14 protein-coding genes are annotated in these 17902 nt (G+C 43.3%); 8 read left to right on the forward strand and 6 right to left on the reverse strand.

All coding sequences use genetic code 11. From position 1 onward, the window contains the following. Positions 1-40: 40 nt before the first annotated feature. The 3 genes from R7O12_RS09825 to R7O12_RS09835 all read right to left on the reverse strand — a co-directional run bounded on the left by R7O12_RS09825 (position 41) and on the right by R7O12_RS09835 (position 3101). Entirely contained in the window at positions 41-757 is a 717-nt protein-coding gene (locus tag R7O12_RS09825; RefSeq protein WP_005374482.1) for a YebC/PmpR family DNA-binding transcriptional regulator, read from the reverse strand. A gap of 135 nt (positions 758-892) precedes the next feature. Further along, entirely contained in the window at positions 893-1102 is a 210-nt protein-coding gene (locus tag R7O12_RS09830; protein WP_005374484.1) for a DUF3283 family protein, read from the reverse strand. Between the two features lie 100 nt (positions 1103-1202). Continuing rightward, the gene (locus R7O12_RS09835) at positions 1203-3101 is read right to left on the reverse strand and encodes an ATP-binding protein (RefSeq protein WP_042522309.1); all 1899 of its coding nucleotides are present in this window, start codon (positions 3099-3101) and stop codon (positions 1203-1205) included. 68 nt (positions 3102-3169) lie between these two features. Here R7O12_RS09835 and R7O12_RS09840 point away from each other — a divergent pair, with 68 nt between their 5' ends. Beyond that, positions 3170-3925 carry a substrate-binding periplasmic protein gene (locus R7O12_RS09840; RefSeq protein WP_005383196.1) on the forward strand — a complete coding sequence of 252 codons (756 nt, stop codon included), beginning with the start codon at positions 3170-3172 and terminating at the stop codon, positions 3923-3925. A gap of 68 nt (positions 3926-3993) precedes the next feature. Here R7O12_RS09840 and ribA read toward each other — a convergent pair whose 3' ends face one another. Then, entirely contained in the window at positions 3994-5055 is a 1062-nt protein-coding gene (gene ribA / locus R7O12_RS09845) for a GTP cyclohydrolase II (protein ID WP_017635221.1), read from the reverse strand. A 238-nt stretch (positions 5056-5293) separates the two neighbouring features. Continuing rightward, positions 5294-5491: a PA3496 family putative envelope integrity protein gene (locus R7O12_RS09850; protein ID WP_005374493.1), complete on the reverse strand. Its 198-nt coding sequence runs from the start codon at positions 5489-5491 to the stop codon at positions 5294-5296. Between the two features lie 361 nt (positions 5492-5852). Between R7O12_RS09850 and R7O12_RS09855 the strand changes: the two genes are divergently transcribed. Genes R7O12_RS09855 through R7O12_RS09865 form a run of 3 tightly spaced genes read left to right on the forward strand, consistent with a single transcriptional unit; the run spans position 5853 to position 8103 of the window. Next, the gene (locus R7O12_RS09855; RefSeq protein ID WP_005374497.1) at positions 5853-6701 is read left to right on the forward strand and encodes an ABC transporter ATP-binding protein; all 849 of its coding nucleotides are present in this window, start codon (positions 5853-5855) and stop codon (positions 6699-6701) included. A gap of 2 nt (positions 6702-6703) precedes the next feature. Further along, on the forward strand, positions 6704-7636 hold the full coding sequence (locus R7O12_RS09860; RefSeq protein WP_318125788.1) for an ATP-binding cassette domain-containing protein: 933 nt from the start codon (positions 6704-6706) through the stop codon (positions 7634-7636). Continuing rightward, a complete protein-coding gene (locus R7O12_RS09865; RefSeq protein ID WP_064369546.1) occupies positions 7636-8103 on the forward strand; it encodes a hypothetical protein in 468 nt (155 codons plus the stop codon). The genes R7O12_RS09860 and R7O12_RS09865 overlap by 1 nt, the downstream gene beginning before the upstream one ends. 289 nt (positions 8104-8392) lie before the next feature. Here R7O12_RS09865 and R7O12_RS09870 read toward each other — a convergent pair whose 3' ends face one another. Beyond that, entirely contained in the window at positions 8393-10363 is a 1971-nt protein-coding gene (locus R7O12_RS09870) for a replication initiator protein RctB domain-containing protein (RefSeq protein WP_005374502.1), read from the reverse strand. A 1238-nt stretch (positions 10364-11601) separates the two neighbouring features. On the opposite strand from R7O12_RS09870, the gene R7O12_RS09875 reads away from it, so the two are divergent. The 4 genes from R7O12_RS09875 (at position 11602) to R7O12_RS09890 (ending at position 17865) form a co-directional block, all read left to right on the forward strand. Further along, entirely contained in the window at positions 11602-12819 is a 1218-nt protein-coding gene (locus tag R7O12_RS09875; protein ID WP_005374503.1) for an AAA family ATPase, read from the forward strand. Positions 12820-12826: 7 nt separating this feature from the next. After that, positions 12827-13801 carry a ParB/RepB/Spo0J family partition protein gene (locus R7O12_RS09880; protein ID WP_005374504.1) on the forward strand — a complete coding sequence of 325 codons (975 nt, stop codon included), beginning with the start codon at positions 12827-12829 and terminating at the stop codon, positions 13799-13801. Between the two features lie 105 nt (positions 13802-13906). Further along, the gene (locus R7O12_RS09885) at positions 13907-15934 is read left to right on the forward strand and encodes a tRNA(Met) cytidine acetyltransferase TmcA (protein ID WP_170889915.1); all 2028 of its coding nucleotides are present in this window, start codon (positions 13907-13909) and stop codon (positions 15932-15934) included. A gap of 251 nt (positions 15935-16185) precedes the next feature. Beyond that, entirely contained in the window at positions 16186-17865 is a 1680-nt protein-coding gene (locus R7O12_RS09890) for a DUF342 domain-containing protein (RefSeq protein ID WP_167415796.1), read from the forward strand. Positions 17866-17902: the final 37 nt, after the last annotated feature.

Raw genomic sequence — 17902 nt, forward strand, 5'->3', positions numbered from 1 at the left:
TCCCTAAGGAAGCCTTTTTACAACGATATGAGCGAATTAATTACAGCTCTGCGTTGTGGTAAACCTGCTGAACATCATCACAGTCATCTAGAAGATCTAGGAATTTCTGGAATTTCTCAGCATCTTCACCCGATACAGGCGTATGAGTTTGCGGAACGAATGTGATTTCTTCAACATCGATCGTTAGATCTGGGAATGCACCGTTAAGCGCAGTTTTTGTTTTGAAGAATTCTGTGTGAGGTGCGAATACAGTGATAACACCGTCTTCTAGCTCAACGTCAGTAACGTCTACGTCTTCCATCATTAGCGTTTCTAGGATGATTTCATCATCGTCGCCTTTGAACTGGAATACCGCTTGGTGATCGAACATGTGAGAAACCGAGCCCTCAACACCAATTTTCGCACCGACTTTCACAAAGCATTGGCGTACATCTTGGAAAGTACGGTTGCCGTTGTCTGTTAGACAGTCAACGATAACGCTAGTACCGCCAGGGCCGAAGCCTTCGTAACGTGCTGGAGTGTAGTCTTCACCACCGCCACCGTTCGCTTTGTCGATCGCTTTATCGATAACGTGCGCAGGAACTTGGTCTTTTTTCGCTTTTGCGATCAGGTGTTTCAAAGACAAGTTCATGTCTGGATCACCACCACCGTTTTTCGCGCACATGTAAATTTCTTTACCGTATTTGGAATAAACTTTAATTTTCGCGCCTGCAGTTTTCGCCATAGAGGCTTTGCGCACTTCAAAACTTCTTCCCATCGGGATGTCTCTCTAAATTCAAATTTAATGCGAAGGATTTTAGCAAAAAGCGAAACCTTTTCAATTTCGCTTAGCAAAGGAATAGGGAGGTTACCTCATTCGTCGCATTGGATTGAACCATTGCCACGGTTCGCGTTAAGCGACACCCATTACTCGTTTGTACTTTTCGACCGATTGCTGGAAAAACGCCTTTTCATCAGCATCGTTAATCTTGGACAACTGTTCTTCTATTGCTTCAGGACCAGATTTGGCCTCTCTGAGCTTCCAAACCAAAAACGACGCCTGCTTATCCAGTTCGATTTTGTTTTTTTCGTCAGGCGGCAATAGGGATAGATTAAACGACATTCACAGCCTCAAGGTACTTTAAATACTAGCCGGGCACTATATCACACAGAGTTACAATTACAGAATAGAAACGCACTTAACTTGATCGATTTCAAGTTAACTATTTAGGCACAGCGCTGATTTTCAGTGCTTTTGGTAAATGCTGTTCGAATATTTGTTGTAATCGAGTCTTGGTAACGGGTTTAGCCACGAACTCGTTCATCCCGACATCGAAGCAATGTTGCTGATCCTCTTTAATGACATTGGCACTTAGCGCAATAATTGGAACGTGTTTCCCCCACTCTCCCATTTTTCGAATTCGCTCCGTAGCAATAAACCCATCCATCACAGGCATTTGGCAGTCCATAAAAATCAAATCGAAAGGCTGCTGATCACACAGCTGCAATGCTTCTTCGCCATGGTTGGCGACACTCACTCGCACACCCAGTTTTTCTAACATGATGCGAACTACCTTCTGATTGACGATGGTATCTTCAACAACCAATACCCAAGGTTTATCATTATCTTGAGGGCTGATTTCGTTGTCTTCCGCTTTCCGGAAATCTAATACATTAAGTTGGTCGGTATAGGTCGATTGCGCATTTATTACAGCAACAGGAATCGAAAATTCAAAACAGCTTCCCAGCCCAAGCTCACTTGTTAGTTGTATTTCCCCTCCCATCAAGTTAACCAACTGTGCAGCTATCGCCAAACCAAGCCCTGTCCCACCATACTTTCTGGTGGTACTACCATCAGCTTGTTGGAAGCGTTCGAAGATTGCTTGTTGGTGCTCTTTCGCAATACCAATACCAGAATCCACAACTCGAAACCGGATATGAGCGGTCTCTCCATCAAGTCGAGATAACGCTACAAGAAGCTTCACATGGCCGCGCTCGGTAAATTTAATCGCGTTGCTCAACAAATTGTTCAGAACTTGTTTCAATCGTGTGGCATCACCTTGCACTTCCGTTGGCAAGTGAGGATCAATATCGCTGAGCAGCTGTAAGTTTTTCTGCTTGGCTTTGACACTATGTAAACTGATGACATCGTCAAGTAGCTCGCGAAGATCATAGCTCGTGTATTCTAGCTCTACTTTGCCAGCTTCAACTTTAGAGAAGTCCAAAATGTCGTCGATGATCGTCATTAGTGAGTGAGAAGAACTGTCAATGATCTCTACAAACTCTTTTTGCTGGGGATCGAGGTCGGTGTCATTGAGCAACGACGACACACCAATAATGCCATTCATCGGTGTGCGGATCTCATGACTCATAGTGGCAAGAAACTCACTTTTCTTACGATTAGCGACTTCTGCCCTATCGCGTTCAGCCTCTAACTCAGTCTGGTGCTCTTTCACTTTCTCAACACTTCGGTTGTATTTCTCTGCCAAAACACTCACTTCATCAAAGCACCATCGTTTAGGGAGAGTCACTTTACTCGGCACTGTACCGCCACGAAAATCGCTCACCGCACCAGACAGCAATTGTAACGGATTGACCAACAAGCGAAACGCCACCCAAAGAACACCAATGATGAGGACAAGAATTTTGATCGCTTCTGTCGTAAGTAGAAAAAAGAACTGCTGCCAAAGATCTTCATATATCGCGCTAAGATCCGATTGAACCGTTAATATCGCGAGATCATACGTTTTATCGCCGACCCGATACTGCATCGGCCAGCTTCTCTCGACAACATCCTCAGAAAGCGCCGAACCTAATTCAATGATAACTTCGTCTTCACTAGCAATACGTAAGTAGTCCACCGAGGGCATACGCATTGCACCTTGAGCTTGTGTCAGCAACAGCTCCCTATCCTCTACCCACAAACTCGCAGAAAAACTCGATAAATAGCTAGACTCAACCTGCTTTAATTCAACATCTAAATGGGCTAAATCTTCGTGAAAAACTCGATATAAGCTCACTGTAGAAATGATGACCGTAAAGATTAAACTCAACGTTAATACCGCCAACATAAGTTGGTTGCCGATACTAAAACGACGTTGAGATCGCTCTTTTTCATCCATATGAAACCGCTCCGATAAACTTGCGCTACTCTAAATATAGCTACGCACAAATAATAATCGAGGATACGATGAAAAGACTTCTACTTAGATTGGCTTTTAGCTTAATTGTTGTAAGTTCTCATGTGACCGCAAATCAAGTGAACTATTACGTCATTGCTGAACAAGCTCGACCATTTCAAATTGAACAACAGGGACAAATGCACTCCGGAATTGTGACCGATATCGTCAGCGCTATCTTCGCGGAGTCGGATTACCAAGTGAATTATCATACTTATCCATTTAAACGTATGATTTCCATATTGGAAGAAGGCGCTGAGCCAAACTGGTTAACTTATGGCAGCCCGAACTGGGGCAAGGTGCAATCGGAAAATTTATCTGAGGAGCCCATTTACACTGTAAAACATGTACTGGTGTCGAGTAGCGAGAAGCCTTTAGAATTCAAAAATATGGATACGATGCATGGTCGTTCTATTGTATTACTGCTGGGGTTTGATTATCCAAATTTAACACCGTTCTTTGAAAATGGCAGTGTCAATGAAATGCGTGTGAAAGACTACAACGCCGCATACCGAGTGATAAGCCGAACCCCTGGAGATACAGCTTTTGTCGAGATGGAATCCCGAGTCCTTTACAACTTAAAGCGACTCAATTTGCCGTTAGAGAATTTTCAGATACAGCCTTTCAGCTCGGTTATTCCTGACTACTCAATCTACCTAGCTTTTTCACCTCAAATGCAACCAGAAACTCAAAATTACATCAATACACGACTCGTTGAATTAAAAACCTCAGGGGAAATTGATGAAATCATTCAAAAGTATCAATGAATCAACTCATTAACAAAAACGCCAACGATGATACGTTGGCGTTTTTGTTTCTGAGAAATCTGTAGAACTTACTTAGTGTGGTTAACAAACTTAGGATCAAACATATGCCCCAATTTACTCGCCTTGGTTTGCAGGTAATGTTGATTACTTGGGTTATTCCCTTCTTGTAATGGCACTCGTTCAATGACGTTAATATCAACCGCTTTTAAGGCGGCGAGCTTGCGTGGGTTATTCGTCATTAGACGCACAGCGTCAATCCCCAAATGCTCTAGCATTCCTTTACAGAACGCGTAATCACGCATATCAGCGGCAAAACCTAAACGTTCATTTGCTTCCACGGTATCTGCGCCATCATCTTGTAAGTGATAGGCACGAATTTTATTAATCAAGCCGATTCCACGCCCTTCTTGACGTAAATAAAGCAGCACGCCACATCCCTCTTTGACGATGTTTTGTAGCGCTCTATTAAGCTGAAAACCACAGTCACAACGCGTGCTAAATAGAGCATCTCCGGTAAGACACTCCGAATGCAACCGAATAAGTGGAGCTGCACTTTTTGTTGGCTCGCCATAGACCAGAGCAAGATGCTCTTTATTTGTCGCGGCTTCAATAAAGCCGTACATCATAAATGTGCCCCACTGGGTGGGCAATTTGGCTTTATCGATAAACTTCACGAGATTGTAAGGCTCAACATGTCTCAGCTCTGCCCGCACATTCATCAGAATCTCTCCTAGATGATTTTCTCCTTTACCATCTCCCCCGTCTCCCCAAAAGGCATCTTTATGAGAATGCTCTGTTAGGCAAGCGTTACCCGTTCTCATTAATTGCTGCGCTAATGGTGGATTTTGTAGAAACTTTTCCCTAACGATGAAAGCCATAACAGCCAACTTTATATCGTCCCAATCGCTTCTGACAAAGTGTTCGTATTTGCGGCTTAAAGCAAACGCTTCGTCAGGGGTGCTTGCGTGCTGAATTTTACTTTGCAACTGAGCATCGAGAAACTTTTGGGCTTGGTAATAATGTTCGCTGGTGGGCCAAGTTTGGGAGGAGATATTGACTGGGGCATGGCAAAAATTTGAGAGAAAACCGTGGGGCTCATCGGGCTCATAAAAAAGGATTTGATCAACCATACTTGCGCTCCTTGCTTTGTGGTTGCGATAATCAACAAAAAGCATATCGCTACTGATATATCTAGTAACACAAGGTCAGATTGTCAAACTTCTTCGGGACGGGACGTGAGTGTGAAACTCGTGCTTTTGAGGCGCAAGACAGATAAATGGAGAGTTTGAATAAGAGAGTAATAGAGTGAAAAAATAAAAAGGGCAGTCCGTCGACTACCCTATGGGTTGCTAAACCAACCTGAGGCGATCAGTGTATCAAGCCAAGCTCCCTTGCTTCTTCAATGGTCAACCCACTTTCACGGATCTCACGTAACGCTTCAATGCGTCTTCTGGCTTCTGCTGATTTCACTGTTTTCTCTGGCTTCACAACGGTTTCCTCATCAGGTAATTCCCATTTGTGAGCGATGTTGGTCATCTCGTCATGGTCGATAGAATTAATGGACATATTTCCTCCGAACACACCATGTTTTCGATGCGTAATCTATAGCAAAACCGGAACAAGGTGGTAAGAAAAACTGTAGGGAAATGTGACCCCTCCCGCCCTTTCGTTAACTCCTTAATAGATTCATCATTTAAGTTTTGCCAAGGGACAAATTTACGATTAAATTTGAGTAATTCCCCCTACGAAAAGTGTGCTGATCTAGCTCTCAATTCTGCTCTTCTTTAGTTTTATCAACGACGCATTACACCACTTCCTGTTTCACCTAACTTTCGAGTCACTTCACTGATTCATGGTTTGATACTTTCTAAAAACCGTCACACCTGATAATGATAATAATTATCCTTTAGATTGGTTAGGTGTTTATATGGATGGTATTAACTTAAGTCATGCATACCACAATGACCCGGTCATCCAGATCCGAGATTTGTGCGTCGATTACATCACTGATAATGGTGATTTTAATGCGGTAAAGTCCGTCAGCTTTGATATCGGCAAAGGCGAAGTATTTGGTCTCGCCGGTGAATCTGGATGTGGTAAAAGCACAATCGCATTCTCAATAAATCGTCTTCATAAGCCGCCAGCGTTCATTTCTGGCGGTAAAATATGGTTTGATGGCAAAGATATCCTTAGTATCTCAGACTCTGAACTGACCGCTCTAAGGTGGAGTGAAATCGCCATGGTGTTCCAGAGCGCGATGAACTCACTCAACCCTGTCTTAACGATACAAGAGCAATTTGCAGATGTGTTACGACACCATCAAGGCCTCACTAACGCTCAAGCAAAAGATAGAGCAGAAAAGTTGTTGGACTTGGTCAATATTCCTCGAGAACGCTTAGCAGAATATCCTCATCAATTTTCAGGAGGAATGCGTCAGCGGTTGGTGATAGCCATTGCTTTGTCTCTAAATCCAAAACTGATCATTATGGATGAGCCCACAACAGCATTAGATGTAGTGGTACAGAGAGAAATTTTACAGCAAATTTATCAGCTTAGAGATGAGTTCGGTTTTTCAGTCCTCTTTATCACTCATGACCTGGCACTCATGAGCCAACTATGTGATCGAATTGCAATCATGCGTCACGGAGAAATCGTCGAAGTCAATCGAGCATACGATATACGCAATCATCCTCAACACCCTTACACGCAAAAGCTATGGGCTTCTTTCCCAAACATCCATGACGTCCACAAACAACCAGAGTTACAAGGAGCGTAACCATGAGCCAGCCTATCATCCAAATGAAAAATGTGATTAAAGAATTCAAAGTGGGCGGTGGTTTAGCGAAAGAGGAAAGCTTTCGTGCGCTTCAAGGAGTGACTTTTGATCTGTACGCAGGAAAAACCTTGGCTTTGGTTGGAGAATCAGGCTGCGGTAAGAGTACTTGCGCTCGCTTAATAACCAAAGTCTATCCAGCAACGCAAGGCGAGATCCTTTTCAATGGCACTGACATAAATGAGATCACGTCACGATCGGCTCTACAAGAATATCGCAGTAAAGTACAAATGGTGTTTCAAGATCCGTTTGGCTCTCTCAATCCAACTCATACCATTCGCCATCACCTAACACGTCCTTTAAAAATTCATAAACAAGTCAAAAACGAGCGCGACATCCCAGCCCGCTTGGAAGAGCTCCTAAAGCTGGTGGAACTACCAGAAGAGACACTGAATAAGTTCCCTCACGAACTCAGTGGTGGGCAACGTCAGCGAGTAAACTTAGCAAGGGCTTTAGCGGTAGGTTCGCAAATCATTCTTGCCGATGAGCCTACGTCTATGCTGGATGTTTCTATTCGCTTGGGAGTGTTGAATTTAATGCAACGAATGAAGCAAGAACTGGGAATTGGTTTTTTATACATCACTCATGATCTGGCGACTGCGCACTACATCGCGGAAGAAACCGCAGTAATGTACAAAGGGCAAATCGTTGAGTGGGGCGACACTCATTCAATACTTAAGAATCCGCAGCATCCTTATACTAAGCTGTTGATTTCTGCCGTTCCTGATCCTGACTTACCTTTTGGTAACTTAGTGAAAAATGAGCCAAACTATTCGATAGATGCCGATGAAATTCGTCAACGTAGCAGCATAATTGTCGACGAATTTGATCAAATAGGGCCAAATCACTATGTAAAACAATGGACTGAGGCAGCGTAATGGATTTGAGTACTTGGCAAGATCAAATCGCCATGTGGTACGAACAGCGGAAACATGATCAAGTAGAAAAATTGGAAACGATCTTATATCAGGTGCCTGATGACGTGTTTGGACCCGAATTGAGTGATCTTCAAAGTAAAGCGATTGCTTGCTGGTTGGATGGATGTTTACGCGTGTTTCAACATGCAAGCTACCAAGACCCTCAGAAAGCATATCAAACCTTGCTTTATACGAGTGCAAAGCTTGAACAAGCAGCATGCCAAGTCTCGACTGATATTCTGATCAAAGATTGGTGTTTGAGACGACTTCAGCATCTCACCGTTGTGGCGTTAGAGTTTTGTAATCGGCAGTGTGATCAAAACAAGTGGCAGGAACAAGCCCATAGCTTAATCGAATCACATGTTGCGTTGATGCGTTCATTACATTGGAATGAACCCAAGAAGCATGATCAAGGTTTGCCTCATTAGTCCGGAAAAATGATCAAGGCTTAATTAGCGGAATTTTAGGTAAAAAAAAGCGAGTTTCCTGAGGAGAAACTCGCGAAGTCTATTCAGAATGAATGTAACAATATGAGCCAATCTATTAATCATCAGAAAGGACAAAAGGTTGTCTATTCGGGGTAAATAGTAGTATTAGGCTTGGCTTCTAATGTCAGTGGTTTGTAAGAGTTAAGTCTGTTTTTTATCATCGAAAGACATTGTTACATTTCAAACCGATACATCACACCTATAGCTTGATACACATCAAGCGACACTTTTAAATCGCCATTTCATCCAAGGCACGAAATACCATTTCATCCATGTGACCATCGAAGATTTGACGACAAACTTTCCGACGCACCGCTAACCCCGCAATCAAGCGCTCGATGGTAAGATGCTTAACATCGTTCTGGGTGTTAAACAGCTCGACGGTTTTACTTAATGTCTCATAAGGAATCGGCTCATCCCCTACCCTTAGCCAATCGAGCTTCTCTATGTAATCTGAGCACTCTTCTTTGATTGAGGCATAGGAGTGCCCTGTCATCGCAGACAAAGCCGTTATACTGCGTTCTAGAGCCTCTGGTGAGGTATATTTAGATAGAGTAATGGTGATCTCATCAGCATTGATCTCTACCAAATGTTTTCTTTGCTTCACGCGTCGCCCTAAATTTCCTCTTGGAGACGGTGCTTTGCGTTGAATGGGCTCAAATTCGCCGTCTATGATGCCTGAGAGCTCCTCAAGCTGCTGTCGGGTTACCATCTCATTACGAAGCGGGTTTGGCAGCGTAGGCGCCATGTTGCGCTTGCCTGCGTTGGTTGTACGAGCACGTGAGTAACGCAGCACCTCTTCGACGTCACATTTGATGTCGATCTGGTAATCCATCACTTTATCATTCTCGATCATAGTTTCGATCGTTAAGTGATAGCCCCATAAGTTCACCACAAAAAGATCGTCTGTCCCTTTGCCGTCTGACAAGCGTTTCAGCTCACGGATCAGATCCATGGAGAACCGACGCCATTCAATGTTACGTGCAAGCTTCTGATTTAACTCACTCAGTAGCATGCAATCCGTGTGACGACGAACCATGCGACTACGGAAGAAAGAGTACAGTTGAAACACCAACGTATGTTGTTTCAAGATCTCTGGCGGAAACAAGAAGAAATAATCGCGTGTTAACAGCTCTTCATAAAACGAAGGTTCCCAAACTAAAATATATAAGTTTGGCTTGATACGAATTTCACCATCGCTACCCTCCACTGGTGCCTCTTCAGAGGCTGTGATGGTTCGTGCAAGAAAACGAAAACGATCACTTTTGAAGCCCTCTGGCATGTTTTCACTTAGCCAACGTCCAGTAAGTTCATGGAGCTGAAAATCAGTGAATTCAATGCGATCAATGCTATCGCGAATGGAATCACGAGCTGGGCCACTGTCTTTTTTGCCTCTGAGCGACAAAATATCAGTGATGTATAGCGGCGTTTTGTTTGGTACGTGAGCAGCATCAAGTTGATACTGATCTTTGTGATGATCATGATACTGAACCGTTAACGTGAAGAGAGCGAACAGGGTCATGAGATCATCCACAGTCATGATATTTTTGGATGATCGCGTCTCAATAACGGCTTTTGTGCCAGAGATCGACACCATGGATTTCTGATAACTTTTTCGAGTTCTTGGTGGCGCAAGTGCTTGGTCAATTATCCCAGCCCAATTTGTTGGAGATACAACAAATTGATCGGCTTCATCTTTCATCGTGGGAGGTGTGTTTAACCCGTGCTCATTCAACAAACGTTTGTTTACTTGAGTCTGAGCCAATGCTTTCGAACGTTTTTGTTTCTCGTTCTGGCGAACTTTGTCGGTAACAAGACTTGTTGCTCCCAACACAGATATAAGCTGATTGGGATTCACAAATTTATGTAGCATCGTTTTACCAGCAAGTCCCTCTTCAAAACGCACTGGAGTTTGAGTAAATAAACCAATATTTACTGCCGCACGCAAACGTTGTTGCAGAGCTGCACGTGTGAGTTGCCCATCTGTTGCTTCCACAATCTCTGTGGTTGAAACCAAACCATCCTTGCTGCTGAAGCCTCGTAATGAGATCAGATTAAGCAACTCTAAGATGCTTTTGGTCACCCCTTTGAAATGTTGGTACTGCTCTACCCAATCCGCAGAGGATTCATGTACCTCAAAAAGATGGCCATCTTTGTGGCTTCTCGGTGCTTTAATCAGAATTTTTTCATCAGCCGTCATTTTAGATCCAGATCACACTAGCCGTAGTTGTGCTATGGTTCCGAAGAATAAAGAAAAACAGATCATAAATAAAGAAAAAAGATTGTTTTTTAAATAACTGATCTTTTTGATTAATCTGATCTTAATTGATTATATGATCTAATGATCTGGCTTGAAATTTCTCGCTAAGCTTTTGTTCTATAAGACTATTATTTCCATGTGTTTCGGAACTATGATCATAAGAAGTCTGAAAGTATGATCAACAATAACCTGAAAGCATGATCATATTTATTCGTAAGCATGATCATTAAGGTTATGAAAAGATGATCAAAAGAGTCTTGAAACGATGATCATGATGTTTTTACAGGTTATCCACAGATGCAGTATTTAATAATGATCTTCACGATGATTATATTGTGCATTGGTGATGTTATTTATACTCGGATCGATGATCAAGAGCCAATATATCTATCGTTCTGGCGCCCATATTGATGAGATATCACTCATCTGATTAAAATACATTCAAGTCGCTCATATTTAGAAGTAAATCCTAGTCTCTGCTTATTTACAGGAAGCATGATCATGAGAGCGTGATTTATCATAGCAACTTGAGCAATTTCATTGTTCCGGCTTCTATAACGTCAATTTCTGCTCAATCCCCCATTCTGTCTGCACTCAACCGTAAATCAGAGAAGAAAACTCATGCTTCCGAGAGATTCTAAGGCTTGATCATATTTCCGATTAATGGATCTTATTTTATTTGCGTGTTTACACCGTACTCTGCTCTATTTTTCCATGATCATGCTTTCGGATTTGCTTATTAACACGGAAGCATGATCATAAGCATACCTTGATCATACTTCCATAGATGTTTCGCTGGAACTGCCCTATTTTGCTCGGAGACATGATCAAGGTGTTCAGGTCTTTATTGTTCCGATATTACTTACTATTTATCGTTTAAATTAGGTTGGTCTAACATAACCCGTAATTTAGCTTAAGATTATAATCGTTCCGGTAGAAAATTGATTTACATTGTAAATGAGTGACGCTGTAACACTTTTTATTTTTAAGTTTAGGTGTCCACTTATGAGAAGATTATTTGATTAAAAATAGTTATCTTTTTGACCATAAATCATAAAAGCGTCGATTTGGGTGTTTTTTTATGTGATGGTAATTCAAAATGTTCGTGCACCTTTTTGTTGTTTTTGGTCTTTACTGCTGTACAATTGCAATTATAAATCCTTCCAACGGAATTTGGCATGAAAAGAGAAAAAACGATTGAAAACCTTCTTGAGTTAGCGGAGCTGACTCAGCAGGTTCAAGCTGACCGTATTGAAATTGTTTTAGAAGAGCGAAGCGATAACTACTTCCCACCAATGTCGAAAGCGATGATGGAAACCCGTTCTGGTCTAACTCGCCGTAAGCTCGACGACGCGATTGGTAAAATGGAAGCCGCTGGGCATCAATTTACTAAAAACAACGCGAATCATTATTCAATTACGTTAGAAGAAGCACACATGCTCATGGATGCGGCTGAAGTGCCTAAATTTCATGAGCGTAAAAAGAATTCAGGTAACAAACCTTGGATTATTAATGTGCAGAACCAAAAGGGCGGTACAGGTAAATCAATGACCGCGGTTCATTTAGCGGCATGTTTAGCGCTAAATTTGGATAAACGATACCGTATTTGTTTAATCGACTTAGACCCACAAGGCTCGCTACGTTTATTCCTCAACCCGCAAATCAGCATGGCAGAGCATGATAATATCTATTCTGCGGTAGACATTATGTTGGGTAACGTGCCTGATGGTGTGGAAATTGACAGTGAATTTTTACGTAAAAACGTATTGCTGCCAACGCAATATCCGAACTTAAAGTCGATTTCAGCGTTTCCAGAAGACGCGATGTTTAATGCGGAAGCATGGCAAACGCTATCTGAAGACCCATCACTCGATATCGTCCGTCTGCTGAAAGAGCAACTGATTGATAAAATTGCTGATGACTTCGATATCATTATGATTGATACCGGTCCACACGTTGACCCATTAGTATGGAATGCGATGTATGCATCAAATGCCTTGCTAATTCCTTGTGCGGCTAAGCGTCTGGACTGGGCTTCAACAGTAAACTTCTTCCAGCATTTGCCTACGGTATATGAAATGTTCCCGGAGGACTGGAATGGTCTTGAGTTTGTTCGCTTGATGCCAACCATGTTTGAGGACGACAATAAGAAGCAAGTTTCTGTTTTAACTGAAATGAACTATCTTCTAGGTGACCAAGTTATGATGGCTACTATTCCTCGTAGCCGTGCGTTTGAAACCTGTGCCGATACCTACAGCACAGTATTTGATCTGACAGTAAGCGATTTTGAAGGCGGTAAGAAGACACTAGCCACCGCGCAAGACGCTGTTCATAAAAGCGCACTGGAATTAGAGCGTGTGCTGCACTCTAATTGGCCGTCATTGAATCAGGGGTAATAAGTAAATGGCTTTGAAAACGTCTGAATTAAACGCGAAATTATTTGGCAAAACGAATAAGCGTCGTGTTGTGACTCCGCAAGAGGCGCAAACTGCGGCAAAAGAGAAAGCTCAAACGATTGAACTAGCAGTTGCAGGTGAAAATATTGTTCAGTTTGAACTTGTGCGTATTCCTGCAAATAAAGTTGCGACAGAAACAACAGTATTTGTTGATAACGCTCGTGAGCAATCGTTCTTAAACGAACATGCTTTATCTGATGTTTTAGTCACACTCAAAGAGCGTGGCCAACAATATCCAGCAGTGGGTCGTAGAACTGAAGATGGCAAGATTGAAGTTTTAGATGGTAGCCGTCGTCGCATGTCTTGTATCCTCGCCGAACAAGACTTTTTGGTTTATGTTGCTGACAACATTAATACTGACCATGCTAAGTTTTTGTCTGATGTGGCAAATGCTCACAAGCCGCTCTCTTTATATGAAAAAGGGAAAGAGATGCAGGCTAAGCTTGATAGTGGTGAAGCTGAGGATCAGAAAGCATTGGCAAAAATGTTCCAGTGCAGTGAAGCGTTGGTAAGTGGCGCTTTAAAAGCCGCAGCATTACCGTTAGAACTGCTTCAAGCGTATCCGAATGTTGGCGATCTCGGTCGTCCAACTATCGTGAAACTGCACAAACAGTTTTCAACGCTGACACCAGAGCAGCAGCAAGAGCTGTTAGATAAATGTCGCTCTAGCGAAGGGTTTTTATGGCAGCGAAGCACAGCTCAAGGAGTTGCTCGTCTGACAAAAGAAGTCACGGAAAGCATCGAAAATTGGATTACTGAACTTGCACCAGCAAAACCTGGCAAGAAGACGGAAAAAGTCGACTTAGTAAAAGGTCGAGCAAGCTATAGCCGAAAAGGTAGCAGCCTGGCGTTGAACTTGAAGAAAGTTGACGACAGCTTAATGGAAGAGATTCTTGCGTTTGTACAAACCAAACTGCAATAACAAATGATGATTGAATCAACCGCCTCCGGGCGGTTTTTTTATATCTGAGAAGCGTCAAATTAAAGATGTGATACCATTACGTCAGTTCAACGTTGGATAGACAAAATGCAGACACAATCTGATTTCCTTTCATCACTTCAACATCAAGCTCACCAATCTTTCCAAAGGATTGGTGTTGTCATTCAAGGCGAGGCTTCTTGGCAAAATGCGTTGATGTCAGAGTTCCATAAAACGCAGCGCCATCAACGTTGGTTTTCTGTTGGTGATTTTGGTTTGAAAAACGTATCCAGCGTTTCGTCTAAACAAGGGCACATGTTGCTAGGCAGAGAGTGTGACGTTCTATTGTTTGATGCTCGAAATGGCTTTGACGCAAATAGTTTTACCGCCACGCTTGGCTCATTGGTTGGCGGCGGTTTTCTTATTGTCATTACTGAGCTGCGACAAAATGCGAATTTTGCTCAGCAATGGATGCATAAACAATGGGAGAAGCTCGTTGTTATTGAGCAAGACAAACCATTGCCAATGGCTCCAGACATCAAGCAGGCAGAAAAAGAAAGCCACTACACGGAACAAGAACATGCCATTTCTCTAATTGAAAAGGTGGTAACTGGACATCGAAAGCGACCGTTAGTTTTGACCGCTGATCGTGGGCGCGGAAAAACAAGTGCCCTCGGCATTGCGTGTGCGAGCTTATTACAGCAGAAGCCACTTAGAATCTTAATTACGGCACCATCTATAAAAGCCGTTGAGCCTGTTTACCAACATGCTTTGCGGCTACTTCCTAATGCGCAGCGTATTAGGAAGGACAGATTAGAATCAGGGCAGGGAGCCATTCAATTCATTGCTCCTGACGAACTTCTATCGAGCAGACCTGAATGTGATTTGTTACTTGTCGATGAAGCGGCTGCAATTCCAGTTCCTATGCTCAAAAGCATTACCGAACATTATCATCGACTCGTTTTTTCTACGACTGTTCATGGTTATGAAGGTTGTGGCCGGGGCTTTACGATTAAATTTGTTGATTGGCTTCAGAAACAGCGTTCGGGAATGAAAACATGGCACATGACACAGCCCATCCGCTGGAGCATGAATGATGCGCTTGAATCATGGCTCTATGACGCGTTTTTGTTGGATGCGGAGTTAACGCACCATCAACTTAAACAGGTCGACTCAATTTCCCTTTCTAAAGCCGATAAGAACAATTTGATATCGCAGCCTAGTTTGCTGCGTGAGTGCTTCGCTCTTTTGGTGAATGCTCATTATCAGACCTCGCCGAATGATTTGATTCACCTTTTGCAAGACGACAACAGTCAGCTCTATTTTGCTAAGCAAGATAATGCGGTTGTGGGGGTGATATTAGCGGTCGAAGAGGGGGGCCTTGACGATGAATTGATTGAAGAAATCCAGCTTGGTAAGCGTCGTCCTAAAGGACACTTAGCCCCAATTACGATTGCAAACCACCTAGGATTCCCGAATGTCGCGAATCTATCGACGCTGCGAGTCATGAGAATTGCGGTTCATCCAGCATTGCAAGGCAAAGGCATTGGTCAAAAAATTCTGCAGCAACTTGAGCAAATGGCTGCTAAACACATTGCCTACTTATCCACGAGTTTTGGTGCGACGGAAGAGTTGCTCTATTTCTGGCGACAATCGAACTTCCGTACAATTCGCTTAGGGTCAATGCGCGATGCTGCTAGCGGTTGTTATTCAGTCTTGATGGTCAAACCTTGTGATTCCCAACAGACGGCTTGGGTCGACCAATCTCAGGCGCTATTTGAAGAAATGTTGTCTAACAATGTGGCTGACGTCTATCCAAAATTAGAAGCCCCTATTTTTCGAGCTCTATTGCCGCAACCTTTGGGAATGAGTCCACTTCATCCCGCTAAGTTATTACTAATTGAATGTTATGCTGATGGTGGTAACAGTTATGAGTCTGTGTCTGTGTGGCTTCAGCAGTGGTTACTTAACTTAGGTTTGAACTCCGCTTCCGACTTGATGATCAGTAAGCTTTTTCTTAACCGTAGTTGGACTGAATGTGCTCAGCAATTTGGTTTACCTGGAAGAAGGCAAGTTGAGCAGCAGTTAAGGGACGAAGTAAGACACATTTGGAGCGATTTACACTGTAAACAATAAAGGGAAATTTACACTGTAAATGAAATTACTGGGAGCTGATTTTACACTGTAAATCCAGCTCCTTTTTGTTTCAGCGTGTATTTTGATTGAGCTTTAGGCTAAATCGAGTTTTCTCTTAATATCCTGTTTAACCGTTATTGATGGATTACTTTCTTTAGTGACGTGAGCCCTATAATAAGAAATGCGAGGTTTGTTCAGAAAACGGATTTGGGTAGACTGAAAGTGTTGATGGGAAGCAAAGTGGTAAGGGTATGTGGAAGCTGTGTCTTGAGTTATCTGAAGATAAGACCAAGGTGATAGCCCGTCTTCCGGGAGAAGTGGACCTCGGTGGTGAGCTAAATCAAAATGAATTAAACGAGCAGCTCGTCGCAATGAACGCTGAAAAGATGTTTGTTGTTGAGGGGGAAGTAGTGAGATTCATTAACTGCGCCAAAGAACGTAAAGCCGAGGCCTACGAAGGCATCGTCATTGCGGAAAAACGCAACGCGCAAGTTGAGGTTGAATTATCGAATAATGACATGCTCGCCAGTATGAACGTTGTCGGCGCGTACGGAGGCCGAGGTTTACGTGGCCCCGAGATTGTTCAAGCCCTTGCTCAAGCGCGAGTTTCGAAAGGCATCAACAAACTGGCTTTGAAGAAAGTGTTGGTTGTCAGCACTCAGCTCAAACCAGGCGAAACTTTTTCTCAACCTGTAGCGGTTGGTAAGCAACCTATCAAAGGCAAAGACGCTCTTTTTACTCCTCTTGTTAAAGACATCACCAAACGCATCCTCAAACCCAAAGACGGCCAATCTGCTAGCGACAAAATTGATTTACGTAACCTCGGTGAAACTATCGCGGTTGACGTAGGCGATGAGGTGATGCGCCGCACGCCTGCGACCAAAGGTACGCCTGGTTTTACTGTTCAAGGGCGAGTGATTCCTCCACAAGCCGGAAAAGACAGCCCAATGAAGCCAGGCAAGGGCACCGAGATAAGCAAGCAAGACCCAAACCTATTGATTGCATCGGTATCCGGTACGCCTCTGATTAAAGACAAAACCATTGAAGTTGATAACGCACTCTGTCTCAATAGCGTTGGCGTGAATACAGGTCACGTGAAATTCAAAGGGAATGTGATTATCGGTGGCAACATTGAATCTGGCATGATTGTTAAAGCGACGGGTTCTATTACTGTAGGCGGCTTCATTGAATCGGCTGACGTACAAGCGCAAGACGACATCCAAGTTGGTAAAGGGATCATTGGCCACACCGTGAGTGATGGCCAGCCAAAGAGTTGTCACGTCAAAGCCAAAGGTTCGATTCGTGCCAGCTACGCCCAATATTGTGATTTGCAAGCCGGCGAAGATATTGAGTTGGCGGTGCACAGCATGAATAACGATATTGTTTGTGGGCGCAATCTGACGGTGCTAGACGCGAACGGTAGGAACGGCACGCTCAGCGGCGGAGATGCAAAAGTCGGTGGCAAAGTGGTGTGCTTACAATTGGGCGTAGAAGGCGACACCGCCACTAAGGTAGAAGCGTTCGCACGCTATTCTGCATTTAAGGAGCGATTAGCTGAGCTTAAAGAACAATACAAACGCGCTCAAGAAGGCACGATGGATGTGATTCGTAAAGAGCTCGAATTTAAGAAACGTCCTAAAGCCGAACGTACCGACGAAGAACAAGCTCAGATTGACGTGATGAAAACACAAAACAACGAGCAGCTTGAAGCGATAAAGCAAAAGCTAGAACAAACGGAACATGACTTTGAAGTCGCGTTAGAAGAAAATATTGTCGAAGCCAAAGAGCGTGTATTCACTCGCGTGACGGTGCAGTTTGGCGACGAACAAGTAACGACAAAGCGCACTCATGGCGGTTGTTCGTTCCGTTTCAATCAATACGAAATTAAAGTCTCGGCGAACTTGGAAGAAGAGGACGTCGCTGCGGTTTAAGCTTTCTTACTCACTGAGCCCACACGTCGCAACAAGA

Source organism: Vibrio sp. Vb1574, assembly GCF_033338675.1.